The following is a 19,848-nucleotide window of genomic DNA, read 5'->3' on the forward strand; positions in this document are numbered from 1 at the left end:
ATTTTGAAAAAAAGCCTAACTGATGAGGGATAAAAGAACAACTCATGAGTCAGGCAGATCAAAGTGAATCCAAAAATAATTTAGCAAGTAAATTTCTTACTTTTGGAAAGTTGGATTGATAACATCTTCTACTTTTGGCTCTGTTTTAAGTAGTTTTTGATCCTTGTAAAAAGAAATCGCATTTTCTGTTGATTGATAAATGGAACCTTTTGCGCTTTCTGTACCAAATAGTTTTACGTTATCCTCTTTTGAAAAGAATTTCAAACCAGTTACCGTTCCTTCAAATTCTTTTAGATCAATTTTTAAACCTTTCGCCATAATTTCGTTGGCTTCTTTTTCATGTTCTTTCCAGTAAGTCATTGCTTCGCCCATAGCTTTTACAAAAGCTTCCACATCTTTCGGACGATTTTTGATGACATCTTCTTTAAAGCTGACAGTATCAACAATAATTCCTGATAGATCTTTGGTTGTTAACAATACCTTACCGTTAGCTTGTGCTCCTTTTGATAACCAAGGCTCCCATGTTACGGCAGCATCCACTTTGCCAGCTGCAAAAGCAGCACCAGCATCGCCTGCAGACATTTGGACAACTTGCACATCTTTTTCAGTTAACCCGCCTTGTTTTAAGGCTTGTAGTGCTAGCATATGGCTTGTAGAACCAACTTCGAATGCTACTTGTTTCCCTTTTAAATCTTTCACACTTTTAATTCCTTTTTTTACAAGGATGCCATCTCCGCCGTATGAATCATCCAATAACCAAACAACTTGAACTGGGATTTCGGAGGCTGCTAATGAAACTTGCACATCCAGTGCTGTTGCCATCCCGTCAATCTTCCCGCTTGCTAACGCTTGTTTACGTTCACCTAATCCTTCAACAATGGAAAGATCCACATCAATACCATTCTTTTTGAAAAAGCCCTTTTCCTTTGCTAAAAATAATGGGCCATATCCTGTCCATGTCGGCAATGTCACTCTCAAAGGTTCAGACGACTTACCATTTTCTGCAGTACTTGCCGCGTCCTTTTTTCCACATGCCGCTAACGCGAATAACAACATCAACGAGCAAACAACTAATAACCATTTTTTCATCCTAAATTCCCCCTTGTTTGATTAAAAAATTATCTCTCTTTCGTGTAGCTAGCTTCATAAAATCAAGTTTTTTCAACCCTGTTGCTCTTTTTTAATGGACTGCCTACGAATAAAGAACAATTACTGTGCAGCAACACCAGTAGTTAACATCCCATTTCCTATTTCATCTGCTCGGCGGACAGCTTCAATCACCATTTCTGGTGTGACTTCAAATGGCATATTCGCCATATCTTCAATAGTAACGGTAATGTCACCAAGCCTTCTCCACTGACTATCTGATAAATTTGTTATCCCCAATTGCTGTAAAGTAAATGGAAGTCCTACTTCCTGGTAATAACTTATTAACGTTTTCAGTTCCTCATCGCTGGTATTCTCCATACACAACTGCGCAAGAATACCAAATGCAACAATTTCGCCATGATAGGTGTGGTGCACTTCAGGGAAAATCGTTAATCCGGAATAGATGGCATGCGCTCCAGCTGTCCGGCAATCATCCCCGCCGTACCCACTTACACTGCCACTGACTAAAATAACGGTATCTATCACATTTTCGAATTCTTTTGTCACTGTTTGTGCTCTTACAGCATTGACAGACTCTTTCCCTATTTGAAGCAACGTTTGGTACACCTGACCTGCTATCGCAATCGCCGTCTGATTTAAGGCTGTTGGTGTTGCTTTTTTCACAGAGGATTTCGTTTCGAAATATTTAGCCAATGTATCACCAATACCGGCTATTAAAAAACGAACGGGCGCCTCCATGATAATTTCCGAATCTACCAAGACTAAATCAGGAACTTTTGATTTCCGTTCAATCCCGATAAATTCACCTTCATCACTGTAAAGAATGGTAATCGGTGTGGCAGCGGCACAGGTTGCTGCGATTGTTGGGATGGCAACTAAAGGTTTGTTAAGCTGGTAAGCAACGGCTTTCACCGTATCAATTGCTTTCCCTCCACCTGCCACGATGAGGACATCGATTTTTTCATCCCTTAAGTCGGCTACTAAACTATCGATATTCGATTCGGAAGATTCTCCCCCATACCACAGGGAATGCTTCAATAAAATCCCATGCTCAGACAAACTCTTGCGTAATGAAACTTCTACAATTTCTTTACTTGTATTGCCTCCAATAAGGGCGGCAGAGTTTCCGAAGTTTTTTATGTAAGTTCCCGCTGCTTCTAATAAACCCTTATTTCTAATATATTGAGCTGGTCCTATTGTTACTTTCATAATCCACCTCTTCTCCACTAAAGTTATTTAAAAATGAATAATATTCTTTAAATATAAATATTTGTCTATTTTATGTCAATATATTTTCCTAATATTCTATTATCAATTGAATATACACAAATTGAAATAAAAATACACTTACAATGTTATTTGAGAATATTTACGTTTATTATTTCTGTATAAATATAAGCAATAAAGAATCGCTTTCCCTTCGTATCGCCCTCCTTATAAGGAATAGCCTTGCTAAGAAATCTCACTTGGATGGTCCACTCCATACTAAAAAATAGTGCAAGTTTCGTGCCACTCTTTATTCTATTTCGTATTTTCTGAGTTTTCTAAATACAGATGGTTGACTGATTCCTAATGCTTTAGCCATGTTAATCGTTGTTTTGTATTGTTTTCTAGCTTTTAATAACACTTGCTTTTCAACGCTTTCAAGAATTTCATTCAAGGAGCGATTGGTTTCTTCAACTGACGTCACATCAGGAAAAGGCTTTCGAAATTGATTAGGTAAGTTTTCTATTTCAATCAGCTGTTTAGGTGAGGTGACTACCAGTCTTTCAATTAAATTGATTAATTCCCGCACATTTCCCTTCCACTCTTGTGTTAACAACAGATGGATAACACCCTCATCAAAGCTGCGCTCCCGACTGTACTTTTTTGAAAAAAACGCTAAAAAGTATTCAATCAACGGAATTATATCAGTTGACCGCTTTCTTAATGGCGGTATGGTGATGGGTACCACATTTAAGCGAAAATAGAGGTCATGTCTAAATGTTTTTTCTTCTACTGCATTCTCTAAGTTTTTATTTGTCGCGGCTAGGATACGGAAATCAACGGTTCGAAGCCTCGTTCCACCAACACGATAAAATTGCTTTTCCTGAATAAATTTGAGGATTTTTACTTGATCTGCTAATGACAACTCACCAATTTCATCTAAAAATAATGTCCCACCTTCAGCAAGTTCCGCTAACCCTACCTTCCCTTTTGAATTTGCACCTGTAAATGCACCTGATTCATAACCAAAAAACTCTGCCTCAAAAAGGGATTCGGGTATGGCCCCACAGTTCACCTCGATAAAAGGTCCGTTCTTCCTCGAACTCTTCTTGTGAATAAATTTAGCAATATGTGATTTTCCCACTCCTGTTTCCCCCAGCAGTAACACATTGACATCGATTTCAGCTACCTGTAATGCGAGTTGGAGGACTTTTTTCATTTCTATACTGGTTGCTATCATCCCATCAGAATCAAACTGAAGATTTCTCAGCAATTCAAGCTCACTTTTTACTCGTTCCATTTCGTCTTCGATGTCAATTAAGTATTTTTTCATGTTAAGTAACTCTGTTACATCATGTGAATAACTGACAATTCGGACGAGCGTTTTGTTAGCATCGAATACAGGAATCCCCGTAACCAGTAACTTATCGCCATTATTAGTTGTTTGGACAAGGGTAATTTTCTTTTTTTCTTTAATGACCAACGGCGTCAAAATCGGTGTAAAAACCCCTTCTTTTTCAAGTTCATAAACGGATCGACCGATCATTTCATTTGTCTTCATATTATAAATACCTTCGGTTGCTTCACTAACCTTCAAAATAATGCCATCTGTATCGGTCACTAAAATATCGTCTTGCAATGAATGAAGAATGGCTTCATTTTCATTCCAAACTTTTATTTCATCATTCACAAATATCCCTCCCTTCTCGAATTCCAATCAATTTAAAATTTATTCATTTATGAATAATAAACGAGTAAAACTTCTTAATAATTCAGTTATATCAGATGATTGATAATTTTTATACTTTTTTGAATAAATTATTTAAAATTGTATAATGCAAACATGTATCACACAATCTTTTACCTAGGATGTTCATTACCGAAAACAGTATGTTTATCTTTATGATAAAATATCATTATTACAAACAATGAAAATGTGATTAATGGGGAGATGGGGAATTTTGAAAAAACAAATCGCTTTATCTTGGAGTGGCGGAAAGGATTGTTGCATGGCCTTGGATACTCTAATTTCGCAGGGATTTGAGGTTGTTTGCTTGGTTACAACTGTTCCAAAAGAACTTGGGCGAACATTTGGCCATGGAGAGCGAACAGAAATGATAAAACTACAAGGCGAGGCTTTAGACCTTCCTGTTCATTTTATCGAATGTACATACGAAAACTATACAAGTCAATTTGTCGAAGAAGTGCTTTCCTTGAAAAATCAATATAATGTAACGGGAATAGCCTACGGAGATCTATATTTAGATGAACACAGGGAATGGGGAGAAAAAGTCGCTATCGCTGCAGATGTCGATGCCCTGTATCCACTATGGATGAAAAAGGAAGCTTCTTTACAATCATTGGATAAGTTTGTCCATTCTGGCTATGAAGCAATCGTGATCCGTGTACGGGAAGATGTATTAGATGACACGTGGCTTGGTAGAATAATAGATGAATCGTTCCTACACGATGTTCAACAGACTACTATTTGTCCAATGGGAGAATCCGGTGAATATCATACCTTTGTATATGATGGACCACTATTTTCAAAGAGGATTCAATTGGAACATGGAGAATTCATTCAACTGGAAACCACAAAGAAACTTGAATTTAAGAGTTATCGACTTATTTAGTAATCTTATTAAGAAAATGAATTGGTGCTGGAGTTGGGATTATTGAAAATTACAGGCGGTGGTGACTACCCCCGCCTTCATTTTCTCATTCCGCCCATTTTTATTTTTTAATATGGGTCCGAAGGTTGTCCCATTTCCTCTGCTTGTTTCACTGCTTCTTGCATTTTTGAATCTGCAGTTTTTCCAGCCATTTTTATTCCTTCTGCAATTCTCTTTCCGTAATCGGGATCGCATTGTGTCAACATATCCACCATTCGGTCTTGAATTTCTTTTCGACAAGCAGCAAGTGCACCCGAGAGGTTGGAAATTAATTCATTCTTCTCCCAATCATTGAATCGCCGATAGGTTTCACCTGCTTGACCAAAATTATTTTCGCGAGAGATTCTTTCCCTCACTAGGTTTCCTTCTACATACGGCTGATGTTCTTTACCAGGGTTGTTTACTTCTTTTAATCCACCAATAAGGGATGGTTCATAATTTACATGCGGATTTTTTAACTTACCGAAATCCTGTCTATAATCCATTTGACCGCCATCTTGGTTTGTCGCAACATGAGTTTTTGGGCGATTTATTGGCAGCTGCAAGTAATTAGTTCCCACCCGGTACCGCTGGGTATCAGAGTATGAATATGTTCGACCCTGTAATAATTTATCATCTGAGAAATCCAGGCCATCCACGAGTACACCTGTTCCAAATGCAACTTGTTCCACTTCAGCAAAGTAATTTTCCGGATTTTTATTTAATACCATTCTCCCAACCTTATGCCATGGGAAATCTTCTTTATACCATAGCTTCGTTGGGTCGAGTGGATCGAAATCCAATTCGGGATGCTCACCATCTTCCATGATTTGAACATAAAGTTCCCATTCTGGATATTCTCCTTTTTCAATGGCTTCATATAAGTCTTGAGTGGCATGACTATAATTCATACTTTGAATTTCATCTGCCTCTTGTTGAGAAAGATTTTTTATTCCCTGTTTTGGCTCCCAATGATATTTTACGAGAACACCCTTACCTTCTTCATTCACCCATTTATAAGCATGAACACCTGATCCTTGCATTTGCCGGTAGTTGGCAGGAATCCCCCATGGTGAGAATACGAATGTCACCATATGCATAGATTCTGGGGTTTGACATAAGAAATCAAACATCCTCTCCGGATCCGACAGGTTTGTGACCGGACTAGGCTTAAACGAGTGCACCATATCAGGGAATTTTAATGGGTCTCTAATAAAGAATATCTTTAAATTGTTTCCTACTAAATCCCAGTTTCCATCCTCTGTATAAAACTTAATCGCGAACCCTCTTGGGTCACGTAACGTTTCTGGTGAATGACCGCCGTGTACGACTGAAGAAAAACGGACAAATACCGGTGTTTGTTTATCAGTGTTCGTAAACACCTTTGCCCTGGTATACTTCGAAATGGGTTCTCCATTAATGGTTCCATAAGACTCAAAATATCCGTGAGCACCAGCCCCCCGCGCATGAACAACACGTTCTGGAATTTTTTCGCGGTCAAAATGGCTAATTTTTTCTAAGAAATCATAATTCTCTAACGTCATAGGACCGCGGTTTCCTACGGTTCGAACATTTTGGTTATCTGTTATGGGGTGTCCCTGTCGATTTGTCAGTATTTCTTCAGAACCTTCATTCTCGCGATTGACTTGATTGTCCATATTACCATCCTCCTTTTTATCACCTTAGTAAGTATTTCCAGATGCAAACGGGATATGCAGAAAATTCCAGAACCAAAAAAAAGGAGAAAACCAGTCTTTAACTGTTTTTCTCCCTAATTCGATGCTAAAAGCTTCATCCACTAATCTATAAAATGGTGTCCCTATACTTTGTTGTTTTAGTCGAAGAAATCGTTGTCGATACTCCACTTAAAAGAAGTTTAGCTACGATGAAACCCATTACAATCGCAACAACGATTTTAACGATCGAACCGATCATCGCTACTTTCACCGTCATTAAAAATAGAATAGCTAGAGCCAACATTGTCATAATCGAAACAGAATTCCAAAAAACTCCCCCTTTGTTTTTAACTATCTAATTATATAGAAACTTTAGAGGGACGAAGGATAATTTTTAAAAAAATCACTTAATTTTCCTAAAAAAAATCCCTAGTAAAGGGATTCACTAAAAAAATCATCTTTTCAATTTGTTTATTGCTCCGAATATTTTTTAAAGTTATCTAAAATTGACTGCCATCCCGCTTGTTGCATCTCAATTGGATTGGTGGTTTCTGCATCAAAAGTTTCGATTACCTGGGTTTCATTTCCTTGACCTTTAAAAGTAATATTAACTTTTCTACCATCCCCCATGGTATAAGAAATAACCTCATTTAATTTCACTTCATCATAAATCCCACCAAAATCAAAGCCAAAACTGCCATCTTTTGCTTCCATTCTTGTAAGGAATTTCCCACCAACTGTTAAATCATTTTCAGCAATTGGCGTGTGCCAGTCTTCTGAGGCATTGTTCCATTTCGTTATATGTTTTGGCTCTGTCCAATATTCCCACACTTTCTCTACTGGTGCATGAACTGTTGCTTTTACTGTTATTTTCTCATTATTACCTGTTGCCATTTTAATTACCGCCTTTCATAATCACTTAGTTTAATATGTAGATAGTAATTTAAGCTGAATTACTTTGCTGGCATTCTATACTTCTTGATGACAAACATCTGGTAATATCTTATCAACTTTTCACCTTGTCCGCAATATACAGCCATGGATAAAGAAAAAATCAATAAAATAAAACAGCCAGGATCGGTTTGCCCATCCTGGCTGCCCTTACATTATTGAAAAGAGAACGAGTGGTGCCTGACACCATTTACATCCTACTTTATTCAGAGGCCCTAGGACTGCTTTCAAATCCGCCTTTCTTATGTGAACCGTCACAAAACGGCTTTTTGTTGGAAAGTCCACAACGGCACAGATACACTTTCGCCTTCTTTGGATATTCCTTTCCATCTGCATCGAAGATCTGGAAGTCACCACTTACCTGCAATGGACCATGATCGTTAATTTTAATTTGATTATCCATATTCCACATCCCCCTAGTTTTATAAATATATATTCACGATGCTTTCCAATAGTCCAAGTTTTTGATTGGAAAAAATGATTAAATCCATTTTTTAAAAATCTCACATAAATAGTCCAATCTAATGATTGGACAGAAAAAAAATCCCTATTAAAGGGATTCACTAGAAAACAATGGTTTTATTTTGATGAACGATAATACGGTCTTCAATATGCCATTTTACCGCTCGAGCCAATACGCTTCTTTCAATTCTACGGCCAATTTTCTTAAGGCTGTCCACATTGTCATGATGATCGACCCGACTGATATCCTGTTCGATAATAGGTCCCTCATCCAGATCATTGGTCACATAATGGGAGGTAGCTCCGATTAATTTGACGCCGCGGTCAAAAGCTCGTTCATAGGGTCTTGCACCCACAAAGGCTGGTAAAAAGGAGTGGTGAATATTAATAATTTTATTGGGATTTTCTTCGACAAATTTCGGTGACAAGATTTGCATATATCGGGCCAATACCACAAAATCAATGTCATACTCTTTTAGTAGCTTTAGTTGCGTTGCTTCGGCTTGTCCACGAATATCTTTATTGGCTGGAACGTAATAAAACGGGATGTTTAGTCCTTCGACAACCTCTCTTGCTGTTTCATGATTACTGATGACAAGGGCGATGTCAGCCATTAGGTCTCCACTTTGCCATTCCCACAAAAGCTCGAGCAAACAATGAAGTTCTTTTGATACAAAGATTGCCGCTTTTTTCACATGATAAACATGCGTAAAGCTCCATTCCATCGAAAACTCCTTAACAATTTCAGCAAACTGAGTCTCCATGTCCTTTGCTTTATCCTTTAAACCTGGACATTCAAATTCAATCCGAATAAAAAAAGTGCCTCCCTCAGGATTGGTGGAATACTGACTGGATTCAATAATATTTGCATTATAGGAAAACAAAAACTTTGATATCGCCGCTACTATGCCAGGTTGATCTGGGCAGCTAACTAATAGGCATCCACGATTCTGATTTTTTTCTTGAAACACTTCAATTTGATCTTTTATATATGAGTTCATGGTAATTCCTCTCTAACATTGTTGAAAATATTATACATTAGATGGACCTAATAGTTAATCATTATTTTGAAAATTGCTAACTGTGCAACATTAGAATAGTTTACTAAAAAATTTTGTTATAACTAAGGAATAATAACTTATTTTTGGTACATATTATAGCTAGGACTTGTAGCTCAATGAATAGAGCAACTTGCAGCCCTTACACAAAGGTTGCAATGTGTTTTGTGGGTTTAAATCCCACCAAGTCCTAATTAAATAAGCTCTATTGGATTCATTTTCTCCTCTTTTCATCAGAATATCGCCACCAATATTCCAATTATATCCTTTTTGCATATAAAGCTCATTAACACTGACATTTACCACTGTCCAACATTAAAAAACCTGAGTCCAAATCAATATCGGACTCAGGTTTTTTGAGTGGTATTGTACACTTCAAATTTTTTTATCAAAATTAGCAGACAGGGAGCCGATTTCTGTTGTTACTGCAGCGCCTACTCTATTTGCAAATTGGAGATACTCTTTAATTTGCGTAAAATTGGTCGGCATACCCTTTTCGTGAAAACAATACAAAAGGGCTGACATAAATGCATCACCTGCACCGGTGGTATCGATGGCATCTACTAACGGTGCAGGAACGAAAACTTTGTTACCATTAATAACAGAACATGCACCTTTGCTCCCCAGTGTTATAAACAGATAGGGAATCTTCCATTTAGATAACTTTTCTATTCCAGCCTCTAGTGAATTTGTTTCCGTTAAAAAATTTAACTCATCTTCAGCGAGTTTCACTATATGTGCATATTTAAGGAAGGAAGTAACAGTTTGTCGACAACTCTCCTCACTCACCCAGCGCTTTAGACGAAGATTGGCGTCAAAGGCGATCATGTTGCTTGAATCTTTGGCATATTTTAATGCAGCTTCTGATGTCTGCTTTGCTTTTTCATGAAAGAGAGTTCCTGATCCAAAATAAAAGATCTTCGCCTGCTGAAAAACTCCCCTTCGTAATTCGTCATTGGTTAATACTTCATCTGGAGTTTCGTTGACGTAAGCGTGGAAATACCGCTCTCCGCTTGTATTTATATGAACATATACACCACAAATTTTTTTACTCTCTGAGTGGACAGAAAATGATGTATCAATACTTTCTTTCCTAAATTCTTGTTCTACAAATTGACTAATTTCATCGGTCCCAAGTTTACATAAATAATAAGCAGGAATCCCAAGTCTCCTTGTCCCCACTGCTACGTTAACGGTAGCACCTCCCAACAGCTGCTTGTAGTGGTTATTGGTATGATCAATTGAAATAAAGTCTACAAATGCTTCTCCCAGCGAAATGACTCCTAGTTGATCCAAGAGGTGCCTCCTTCAAAGACGTAAAAAATAGTATGTTTACTATATTCCTTCTCATCTTAGCAGAAATTTATTAAAACTTGTCTGTCTGTATCGTCAATTGGCTAATTTTCTATTATCGCTGCGTTCGCAGTTCTACACGACGAATTTTTCCTGAATCTGTTTTAGGTAGTGCCTCGATATATTCAATCACCCGTGGATATTTATAAGGTGCTGTTAAATTTTTAACAAAGCCCTGCAATTCCTTGGTTAGTTCAATTGTGCCTGAAATCCCATCTTTCAATACCACAAATGCTTTGACAATGTTTCCTCTGATCGGGTCCGGTAAAGCGACTACCGCGCACTCTTTCACCGATTTATGTTTCATTAAAGCATCTTCCACTTCAAAAGGTCCAATCGTATAGCCAGAGCTGATGATTACATCATCTTTTCTTCCTTGGAACCAATAATAGTTATCCTCGTCTTTAAATGCCCTGTCACCCGTTAAAAAGTATTGATTATTATAGGAGGCCGCCGTTGTCTCGGGATTTTTATAATACTGTTTAAATAATGCTGGGAAATCGCTTCTAATCGCAATCGTCCCAACTTCCTTTATAGGAGCAGGTTGGCCATTTTCATCAACCACTTCAATAAATTCTGATAACAGTGGCTGCCCCATTGAGCCTAATTTTTTCTCATCTATATTTAAATTGGCAATCAGTAACGTACTTTCAGTCTGACCGTACCCATCCCGAATCAGAATGTTAAATTGATTTTTAAACACATCGATTACTTCACGATTAAGTGCCTCTCCTGCGGAAACAGCGGTATGTAATGGCGATAGATCGAAGTTTGAAAGGTCATCTAGTTTAGCCATCATCCGATATTCAGTAGGTGTGCAGCATAAAACATTTACTTTGTTATTTTGAAGAAGCCGTAAATATTTATGTGGATTGAACCTGCCATGATAGATATAACCTGTTGCTCCTGAACCCAATATCGATAAAAAAGGACTCCAGACCCATTTTTGCCACCCTGGGGAAGCTGTGGCCCAAACCAGATCCTCCTCACTAATATTCAGCCATTTTGAAGCGGCAATTCTTAAATGAGCATATCCCCATCCATGGCTATGGACCACACCTTTTGGCTGTCCGGTGGTCCCGGATGTATAAGCCAAAAAGGCATTATCCTCACTTAGCGTATCTACATCGATAAAGGTTTCTGATTCCTCTTCGATTAACGCTTCTAACGAGAGCCAATTGGGTACTTCTAGACCGAACGCGATTTTAAATTGTAAAAACGGTGTTTTCTCGTTAATATTTTCAAATTCTTTTACCAAATCAGAATATGAAATGACGGCTTTAGCTTCAGAATGATTTAAGCGATAAACTAAATCCTTTGCCCGAAGCAATTCTGAAGTAGGACTAATGACAAATCCTGCCTTTAAACATGCTAAATAGATGACATAAGATTCAATGAGACGAGTGGTCATTACGACAACCCGGTCCCCTTTCTCTAATCCTAATTTAGTTAACCCATTGGCAAGTTTATTTGCTTTCGTGATTAACTGAGCATAAGAGATTGTTTTTGTTTCCCCAAGGTCATTTTCCCAGCGCAAGGCGATTTTATCTGAGTCATGCTTTGAAATTTCACTTGCTAAATTAAAGTGTTCTGGTGCGATCAATGATTTCAATTCCAAAGTAGTTAACTCCAATCTTGATAGGATTTATGGGCTCCCTATGGAGCTTTGCCTGTAATAAATATACTAAGATTTTAGTATCTGGTATTAAAACAAGCCATTAAAATAATATTCACTCTTTTAATAATATCACTTTAATTAACATTGTAAATTATTTAGATTCCTAATTCCCACCCAACACCAGGGTTTATTATCTGGTCCTAATCCTTTTCTATATTCTCTAACAAATAAAAAAGCCAACAAAAAAAATTGTTGGCTTGGCACAATAAACTTATTCAAATAACGGACTTACTGCTTTTTCATTATGAATCCGATCGATTGCTTCTACAAGCAATGGAGCAACAGATATCGTTTTGATTTTGCTAATGACTTTATCATCAGGTAACTGAATGGTATTCGTCACCACTAATTCTTTAATTGGTGATGCTTCAATTTTCTCAATCGCTTTGTCTGTAAAAACAGGATGAGTACACCCGGCATAAATGGATTTTGCCCCATTTTCTGCAAGCGCCTTTGCTGCTAACACAATGGTTTCTCCTGTATCAATTAAATCGTCAATAATAATCACATTTTTTCCTTCTACATTACCAACTACATTAGTGGTTTCGACACCATTTTCTTCAAATCTTCTTTTATCGATTAGAGCAATAGGAGCATGTAATAGGTTGGCTACTTTCCTCGCTCTGCCGATGCTGCCGTTATGAGGCGCCACAATAACAATATCTTCCAATCCCTTTTCCTGAAAATACTGTCCAAGGATCGGAACACCATATAGATGTTCAACAGGGATATCAAAGAAACCTTGAATTTGTGAAGTATGGAGGTCCATTGTAAGAATTCTAGTCGCTCCAGTAGTTTCTAAAAGGTTAGCGACTAGTTTAGCCGTAATTGGCTCGCGCGAACGCGCCTTTCTGTCTTGCCGCCCATACCCATAGTATGGTATGACAACATTGATTACTCCAACTGATGCTCTTTTTAAGGCATCAATCATAATGAGGAGTTCCAAAATATTATCATTAACAGGGTAGGAAGTAGATTGAACGATATAAACTTCACTGCCTCGTACACTTTCTTCTATATGGATTTGAATCTCTCCATCACTAAAATGAGATACTGAACTTTTGCCTAACTCACAGCCCAATAGCTCTGCCATCTCTGCTGCTAGCTTTTGATTTGAATTCAATGAAAAAAGTTTAAATCTTTTGTTTTGTTGGTATGTCACCTTAGATCCTCCACACTATTTCTATTTCTATAGTTAATTTTTTTAATCCTCACTTATTTTACTATACTCAACGCTACAATGGTAGGAATTCGAAATTTCAATAATCTGTTTTCAACGTGTTTTAGAATCATGGTTTGTCCCAAACTATTTGAAAGATAGTAAACGTGTGGCACCTGTAACTATATCATGGATAATTTTACTAGCGGATACTTCGTTTTGTAATAGTCTTGTTGCCTGACCTGCCCATAATGACATATATTCGGGATTATTTTGCAAAGCTGCTTCTCTACGAATATCATTAGTCAGGGTATTTTGGGTTGGGAAATCAGCTGGAGAGATATTGGCGTCATGGTATGTTTGAATAAAAGCATTGTTGATTCCCCTCGCTGGACGGCCGGAAAATACTTTCGTTATTACCGTACTTTCTTCTGTACTGTTGATTAGTGATTGTTTATATACAGGATGTGCTCCCGACTCAAGGGTCGTTAAAAAAGCGGTTCCCATTTGAACCCCTTGTGCACCTAATGCTAATGAGGCAACTAGGCCGCGACTATCCATTATTCCCCCTGCAGCAACAACCGGCACCGAAACAGCATCCACGATTTGAGGGACAAGTGAAAAGGTTCCGATTGCTGCATCATGGGTATTTTTTCCAATTACAAAGGTTCCTCGATGACCACCTGCGTCACTCCCCTGGGCAATGATAATATCTACCCCATTTTCCTCGGCAATCAGTGCTTCTTGAACAGTTGTTACCATGGTAGTAATGATAATGTTATGTTGCTTTGCGACTATCATTTTATCTTTGGGAAGGATACCGAATGCAGTTGAAATGACAGGTACGTTTTCATCGATTAATACTTCAAACTGTTCCTCAAAGAAGTTGTTCGTTACGACTTGTTGCTCAGTGAATTCGATCCCTAATTTCCCTCTAATGTCATTAAGTACCTTCTGTGACTCTTCGACTCCTTCATAATGATCTTTCAAATTTGTACAAAACAAGTTCACGGCAAATGGCTTTGTTGTCCGATCCTTAATTTCTCTGATAGCTTTTCTTATTTCCTCCGGTTTCATATATGCCGCACCCAAAGTCCCTAACCCACCAGCGTTAGATACACTAGCAACAAGATCTACGGTTGTAGGACCTCCAGCCATTCCAGCTTGGATAATTGGATAGGCAATATCCAGTAGGTCACATAGTTTTGTGTTTAAATGCATAGAAATCTTCCTTTCTCCAAACAATCCATTTTATTGTTCGTTATGTATGAAGGGATAGTATTCATTCGGCCCAATCCCAATAACGTTTTCCTCTACTACTATATAAACACAATTAGTGCAAAAGTGTCAGAAACTTTTTATTAGCGCCTTTTTTGAGCCCGCTTTTCGTGTTTGCATAAACAAGTTGTCAAGCAACTGCATACATTAATATCGAACAACCATAAATAGACAGGAGGTGAAATCAGATGGGTCATAACCATTGTTCCTGTGGCATTTCTGGGATTTTCCTTGGATTTTTAACAGGTGTTATTTGGTTATTGTTTGTCGCATTCCACTGGGTGACTATGTTGCTTGGAATAATCGGCCTAAGTGGTCTAATTGTTACCGTAGTAAACTTCCTTATCGCTTTAATTGGCTTCCTTGCATTCCTTATCTTCGGATTATGCCTATTCAAGAAGGCGTGGCATCACTGTAAGTGAAATAGCATTCAGGATTAATCCAGCTTGGCATAATAAATTTTGCGCAATGGCCAAAAGTGGAGGACAATCTCTTATTAGAGGCTGTCCTTTAATTTATTTCTATACAAAAAAAGCGGGAAACAAGGGCTATTATCAGCACTGTTGTCCCGCTTTTTATATTAGAATTTTGTATGATAGTTATCGATTTCCCATGTGTGAACAGCTGTACGGTAGCTATCCCATTCTGCTTTCTTCATAGAGACATACTGGCTGTATACGTGCTCTCCTAGTGTTTTAGCAGCAATCTCACCTGATTCTAACGCTTTGATTGACTCTGCTAAACTACCAGGAAGGTTATCAATACCGAGGAATGCTCTTTCCTCTTCCGTCATATGGAAGATATCTTCATTAATTGGAGCTGGTGCTTCTAATCCTTGTTCAATTCCATCTAATCCTGCAGATGCAATAACAGCAAATGTTAAGTAAGGGTTTGCGGATGGATCTGGACAACGTAATTCTACACGTGTTGCCAAACCTTTTTTGGCTGGAATACGAATCAACGCTGAACGGTTAGAAGCAGACCAAGCGATGTAACAAGGTGCTTCATAGCCTGGCACTAAACGCTTGTAAGAGTTTACTAGCGGGTTTGTTACGGCCGTAAAGCTCTTGACGTTTTCTAGGACACCTGCAATAAATTGGTAGGCTTTGTCCGATAATTGTAACTCATCTGAAGGATCGAAGAATACATTTTCGCTTCCTTTAAAGAAAGACATATTGACATGCATACCAGAACCGTTGATTCCAAATACTGGTTTTGGCATAAATGTAGCGTACAATCCAAACTTCTTCGCAACGGTTTTCACGACCCATTTATAAGTAGTTGATAGGTCAGCCGCCGTTAATACATCCGCATACTTAAAGTTAATTTCATGTTGTCCTTCTGCAACTTCGTGGTGAGATGCTTCAATTGTAAAGCCCATTGCTTTTAAGGCACGGTAAATTTCTAAACGAACGCGCTCGCCAAGATCATGTGGAGATGGCTCGAAATAGCCTGCTTTATCACCAAGTTCTTGCGTTGCATACCCATTTTCATCCGTTTTAAAAAGGAAAAACTCTAACTCAGGACCAACTGAAATAGTGTAGCCTTGATCAGCAGCACGATCCACCGTTTTCTTCAGCACATTTCTTGTATCTCCTTCAAACAGTGTTCCGTCTGGGTTCTTAACAGAACATAAGAAACGTGCTTCTGAATACCCCTCTTCAACTGTCCAAGGAAGAACCGCAAAAGTAGTTAAATCTGGTTGAAGATAAAGGTCCGATTTATTAATAGGTGAAAAACCTTTAATCGAAGAACCATCAAACATCATTTTACCTTCTACGACATCTTCTAGTTGCTCAACTGTTACCGTAACGTGCTTTAAGATCCCTTCAATATCGACAAATTGCAAGTGTAATAGTTCAACACTTTTTTCGTTGATCGTTTCTTTAATTTGTTCAAAAGTTGTTGCAATTGCAGGTGCGTTTGAAATTAATGTTTTTGTCATGTTATATTACCTCGCAATTTCATGTTATATTATGTTACATCAATAAATAGATTATATTTGAAAAAACATAGTTTGACAATCCTTTTTAGTAAATTTTTTGAATATTTATGCTGTTTTTTTTAGTAAGCGTTTTCACGTTATAGGCGTTAAAAGGAAGTTTTTTCAATATGCATGGGTTTTTTGATTTATAAATATACAAAAATTTGTATAATAAGCATCACAAAAAGGTGTCTGACACGAGCTATTAGAGTTTGTAATAGGTTGACCATTTTTCTTAGAAAAGAAATAAGCCATATAATAAAGTGAAAACCCTCTATCCGCTGATAGAGGGTTTTCACTTTATTATGATGCTTTTTGTAAATGTAGATTCCGTTGAATATTGAACTAGAGAATATAAATTACACATGAAAAGAGAATTCAGTGTAGAATGACTATTATGAAGTGGAGGTCGTAAAATGAAAAAAGTGATTATTTATTCCCAAGAGACGTGCCCGCCTTGTCATGCGGAAAAACTATGGTTAAAAGAAAATGGGATTGAGTTTGAAGAAAAAGACATCCGTAAAAACGATCAATATCTTCAAGAACTTATTGAACTAGGTGCTTCTGCTACACCAGTAACTATTATCAAGGACGAAGATAGTGAAGAGTTCGTCCTAGGATTTGATCAAGCGAAATTCGCTGAACTATTTGGGGTATAATGTATGTCAAAAAGCTAAACTGTTAGAGATCTAGCTTTCATAATTTAGAAAAAAAAGCACTTGCTACTAACACGAGCAAGTGCTTTTTGAGTAATATAGTCAAAAATAACCTGCCATGTTTACGGCAGGTTACAAATAAATGTAGATTTATTCTCCTACTATCTTCGCGTTCTTTAGCATCTCCTCTGTTAAGGTGATTCCTTCCTCTTTAGCGGCTTTTTTGTTGATAAACAGCTCAAGGTTTTCTGGGAAGCCGACAGGAATTTCGTTTGGTTTTTTTCCTTTGAGAATTTCCACAGCCATTTTACCGGTAGAGTAGCCTAGATCGTGATAGTCAAATCCATAAGATGCGAAGGTTCCGCGTTTTACAGAATCGCCTTCACCTACAAAGGTTGGGATATCTTGGGCATTGGCTACAGTTATAACCGATTCTAGGGCAGATACGACGGTGTTGTCCTTAGGAATGTATAATACGTCCGCACGCCCTACCATTGACTCGGCTGCCTGCTTTACTTCGGTACTAGCAGTTATGGTAGTTTCAACCGCCTCCAGACCTGCTGCCTCTAAAGCTGACTTAGCATGTTTAACATTTACAACAGAGTTGGGTTCACCGTTGTTATATATGATCCCCACCTTCTTGGCATCGGGAATAAATGATTTAATTGCAGCAATCGTATTCTTTATCGCATCTGGGTGCGTATCAGATGTGCCTGTCGCATTCCCGCCTGGCTTTTCTAGGCTTTGGACAAGCTCAGCCCCGACCGGATCAGTAATAGCGGTAAACAATATTGGAATATCCTTCGTCTGCTTGACCACCGCCTGAGCGCTAGGCGTGGCGATAGCCAAAATAAGGTCATTCTTGTCTGCAACCAATTTTTGGGCAATGGACATATTATTGTTCATGTCTCCCTGGGCATTTTGGTAATCAAGCTTCAAGTTCTTTCCTTCTTCATAGCCGGCATCCTTCAGAGCCGCGATAAAACCCTCTCGTGCAGCATCAAGAGACGGATGCTCGACAATTTGCGTAATGCCTATTTTCACCACTTTCTCTTTTTTCTCCTTTTCCTCTCCGCCAGCTTCCTTACTTCCCGCTCCACATGCTGAAAGCAACAATAACACTCCACACAATAATAACGCTAAACTCTTTTTCATCTGTTAATCCTCCCCAAATTAAACCACTATTTATGTATTCTCCTGGTGAACAATAAAGGAAACAGTTTCCCTTACTATCGTAAATTATTATAAAAAAATTTATAATATTCAGATTTTATCACGTAAAGTAACTGTGGGACAATAGTAATTTTCAAGAATAAGATGTTTTATACTGATTTACATATTAATAACAAAGAAAAAGAACTATTTTATTTGGGGAAATTTGAGAAGATAGCCCTGCGAAGCATGTAAATTTGTATTGACCCACATTGGTGTACAGTAGTTTCTCGGATCATATAACCTAATTGGGAGACATATAAAGCTTTTACTAAATAGCGATCATTTATATTTAAATTTCCTTTAAAAGTTTTATCATAGCTACTTTGGCTATTGTCCTGAACCATTTCTTTGTATCGTTGTTAGTTTCTCCTTTTAATAGCTCCTAAATATAGATTTTACAAAGAAAAAGTGTAAGGTACTCTAATTGCTCTAATTGGTTCAACCAAAAACAATACCCTTAAATTCATACCGCCTCAAATAATCCATTGTTTCCTCAATTTCAAATTCGTTTGCAATATGCATTTTGACGTGCAGCATTCAAAAAAAAGCACAAGGCACAATCCAATTGCTGGTTGTGCCTCGCACTCTATTGCAAAAACTGGTGGTTACAATTACAACTCTATTCTTGTATTCTCCAATCATGCGTGTAGATATTAAAACTTTGGTTACGAATAAACCCAACCGTTGTAATACCAAGTTTGTTTGCCATCTCAAGGGCTAGTTCAGTCGGAGCGGCTTTCGATAGAACAACAGAGCATCCCATTTTAGATGCTTTTATTAAAATTTCACTTGAGATTCTTCCACTAAACACAAGAATTTTATCGTTAGTTGGAATGGAATCCTTAACACAAAAACCATACAATTTATCAAGGGCATTATGCCTGCCGATATCCATTCGCATGACCAACATCCCATTTTGGTCACACAATGCCGCATTATGAACCCCGCCTGTCCGCTTAAATGTCGCCGCTTCTTGCTGTAATGCCTTCATAAGCGAAATGCATTTATTAGGTGTGAGTGTCAATTTGATATGATGGAGTTTCTTAGCCGTTAACGCATCATTGACAAAATAGAATCCTTGCCTTGACATTCCGCAACAAGAGGTTACATAGCGTTTGGACCTTAATTTTTCGTATAAATCTGGCTGCTGTTTTACCGTAACATGCGCAAAGCCCCGGCCTTCTTCGATCCAAATATCTTCTATATCATCAAAGTGTTTAATCACATTTTCCGATGCCAAAAAACCAATAACCATCTCTTCTAGATATTCTGGCGTACACACCAGTGTCGCAAATTCTACTTGATTGAGTTTAATCGTGATGGGAAACTCGGTCACAATCGTATCATCTGTTCTAGATAATTCCCCATCCTTAAAACGAACAATCGAAAAACTAGTTTCATTCTGCAGTAA

18 protein-coding genes and 1 tRNA gene are annotated in these 19,848 nt (G+C 37.9%); 4 read left to right on the top strand and 15 right to left on the bottom strand.

The genetic code is table 11. The features are described 5' to 3' along the window. Positions 1-96: 96 nt before the first annotated feature. The 3 genes from AB7942_RS12745 to AB7942_RS12755 all read right to left on the bottom strand — a co-directional run bounded on the left by AB7942_RS12745 (position 97) and on the right by AB7942_RS12755 (position 4,006). Positions 97-1,089 (bottom strand): aliphatic sulfonate ABC transporter substrate-binding protein, encoded by a 993-nt coding sequence (locus AB7942_RS12745; protein ID WP_369447121.1) that lies wholly within the window; start codon positions 1,087-1,089, stop codon positions 97-99. 120 nt (positions 1,090-1,209) lie between these two features. Then, on the bottom strand, positions 1,210-2,319 hold the full coding sequence (locus AB7942_RS12750) for an iron-containing alcohol dehydrogenase family protein (RefSeq protein ID WP_369447122.1): 1,110 nt from the start codon (positions 2,317-2,319) through the stop codon (positions 1,210-1,212). Between the two features lie 307 nt (positions 2,320-2,626). Further along, a complete protein-coding gene (locus AB7942_RS12755; RefSeq protein WP_369447123.1) occupies positions 2,627-4,006 on the bottom strand; it encodes a sigma-54 interaction domain-containing protein in 1,380 nt (459 codons plus the stop codon). A gap of 271 nt (positions 4,007-4,277) precedes the next feature. On the opposite strand from AB7942_RS12755, the gene AB7942_RS12760 reads away from it, so the two are divergent. Beyond that, complete coding sequence (locus tag AB7942_RS12760) at positions 4,278-4,949, top strand: Dph6-related ATP pyrophosphatase (protein WP_369447124.1); 672 nt, start codon at positions 4,278-4,280, stop codon at positions 4,947-4,949. Positions 4,950-5,056: 107 nt separating this feature from the next. Here the strand turns inward: AB7942_RS12760 and AB7942_RS12765 are convergent, their stop codons facing one another. The 5 genes from AB7942_RS12765 to purU all read right to left on the bottom strand — a co-directional run bounded on the left by AB7942_RS12765 (position 5,057) and on the right by purU (position 9,057). After that, complete coding sequence (locus tag AB7942_RS12765; protein ID WP_369447125.1) at positions 5,057-6,625, bottom strand: catalase; 1,569 nt, start codon at positions 6,623-6,625, stop codon at positions 5,057-5,059. 145 nt (positions 6,626-6,770) lie between these two features. Beyond that, positions 6,771-6,953 (bottom strand): hypothetical protein, encoded by a 183-nt coding sequence (locus tag AB7942_RS12770; protein WP_369447126.1) that lies wholly within the window; start codon positions 6,951-6,953, stop codon positions 6,771-6,773. Between the two features lie 161 nt (positions 6,954-7,114). Then, on the bottom strand, positions 7,115-7,537 hold the full coding sequence (locus tag AB7942_RS12775) for an SRPBCC family protein (RefSeq protein ID WP_369447127.1): 423 nt from the start codon (positions 7,535-7,537) through the stop codon (positions 7,115-7,117). Between the two features lie 259 nt (positions 7,538-7,796). Then, positions 7,797-7,997 carry a CDGSH iron-sulfur domain-containing protein gene (locus AB7942_RS12780; protein ID WP_369447128.1) on the bottom strand — a complete coding sequence of 67 codons (201 nt, stop codon included), beginning with the start codon at positions 7,995-7,997 and terminating at the stop codon, positions 7,797-7,799. Positions 7,998-8,157: 160 nt separating this feature from the next. Then, on the bottom strand, positions 8,158-9,057 hold the full coding sequence (purU, locus tag AB7942_RS12785; protein ID WP_369447129.1) for a formyltetrahydrofolate deformylase: 900 nt from the start codon (positions 9,055-9,057) through the stop codon (positions 8,158-8,160). A 162-nt stretch (positions 9,058-9,219) separates the two neighbouring features. On the opposite strand from purU, the gene AB7942_RS12790 reads away from it, so the two are divergent. Continuing rightward, a tRNA-OTHER gene (locus AB7942_RS12790) sits at positions 9,220-9,306 on the top strand. 183 nt (positions 9,307-9,489) lie between these two features. On the opposite strand, the gene AB7942_RS12795 is transcribed toward AB7942_RS12790, so the two are convergent. The 4 genes from AB7942_RS12795 to AB7942_RS12810 form a co-directional block, all read right to left on the bottom strand. Further along, the gene (locus AB7942_RS12795; protein WP_369447130.1) at positions 9,490-10,410 is read right to left on the bottom strand and encodes a carbohydrate kinase family protein; all 921 of its coding nucleotides are present in this window, start codon (positions 10,408-10,410) and stop codon (positions 9,490-9,492) included. A 112-nt stretch (positions 10,411-10,522) separates the two neighbouring features. Beyond that, positions 10,523-12,085, bottom strand: a complete 1,563-nt coding sequence (locus AB7942_RS12800) for an acetate--CoA ligase (protein ID WP_369447131.1) — start codon at positions 12,083-12,085, stop codon at positions 10,523-10,525. A gap of 271 nt (positions 12,086-12,356) precedes the next feature. Beyond that, positions 12,357-13,307, bottom strand: a complete 951-nt coding sequence (locus tag AB7942_RS12805; protein WP_369447132.1) for a ribose-phosphate diphosphokinase — start codon at positions 13,305-13,307, stop codon at positions 12,357-12,359. Positions 13,308-13,451: 144 nt separating this feature from the next. Beyond that, entirely contained in the window at positions 13,452-14,525 is a 1,074-nt protein-coding gene (locus AB7942_RS12810; protein WP_369447133.1) for an NAD(P)H-dependent flavin oxidoreductase, read from the bottom strand. Positions 14,526-14,770: 245 nt separating this feature from the next. Between AB7942_RS12810 and AB7942_RS12815 the strand changes: the two genes are divergently transcribed. Next, positions 14,771-15,004 carry an ABC transporter gene (locus AB7942_RS12815; protein ID WP_369447134.1) on the top strand — a complete coding sequence of 78 codons (234 nt, stop codon included), beginning with the start codon at positions 14,771-14,773 and terminating at the stop codon, positions 15,002-15,004. A gap of 158 nt (positions 15,005-15,162) precedes the next feature. Here AB7942_RS12815 and glnA read toward each other — a convergent pair whose 3' ends face one another. Then, positions 15,163-16,527 (bottom strand): type I glutamate--ammonia ligase, encoded by a 1,365-nt coding sequence (gene glnA / locus AB7942_RS12820; RefSeq protein ID WP_369447135.1) that lies wholly within the window; start codon positions 16,525-16,527, stop codon positions 15,163-15,165. Between the two features lie 455 nt (positions 16,528-16,982). On the opposite strand from glnA, the gene AB7942_RS12825 reads away from it, so the two are divergent. Further along, positions 16,983-17,225: a glutaredoxin family protein gene (locus AB7942_RS12825; protein WP_369447136.1), complete on the top strand. Its 243-nt coding sequence runs from the start codon at positions 16,983-16,985 to the stop codon at positions 17,223-17,225. A 147-nt stretch (positions 17,226-17,372) separates the two neighbouring features. Here AB7942_RS12825 and AB7942_RS12830 read toward each other — a convergent pair whose 3' ends face one another. Further along, positions 17,373-18,377, bottom strand: coding sequence for an ABC transporter substrate-binding protein (locus AB7942_RS12830; protein ID WP_369447137.1), 1,005 nt, complete (start codon positions 18,375-18,377; stop codon positions 17,373-17,375). A 679-nt stretch (positions 18,378-19,056) separates the two neighbouring features. Further along, complete coding sequence (gene fdhD / locus AB7942_RS12835; RefSeq protein ID WP_256942577.1) at positions 19,057-19,845, bottom strand: formate dehydrogenase accessory sulfurtransferase FdhD; 789 nt, start codon at positions 19,843-19,845, stop codon at positions 19,057-19,059. Between the last annotated feature and the right edge of the window lie 3 nt (positions 19,846-19,848).

The organism is Neobacillus sp. BF23-41, from assembly GCF_041106275.1.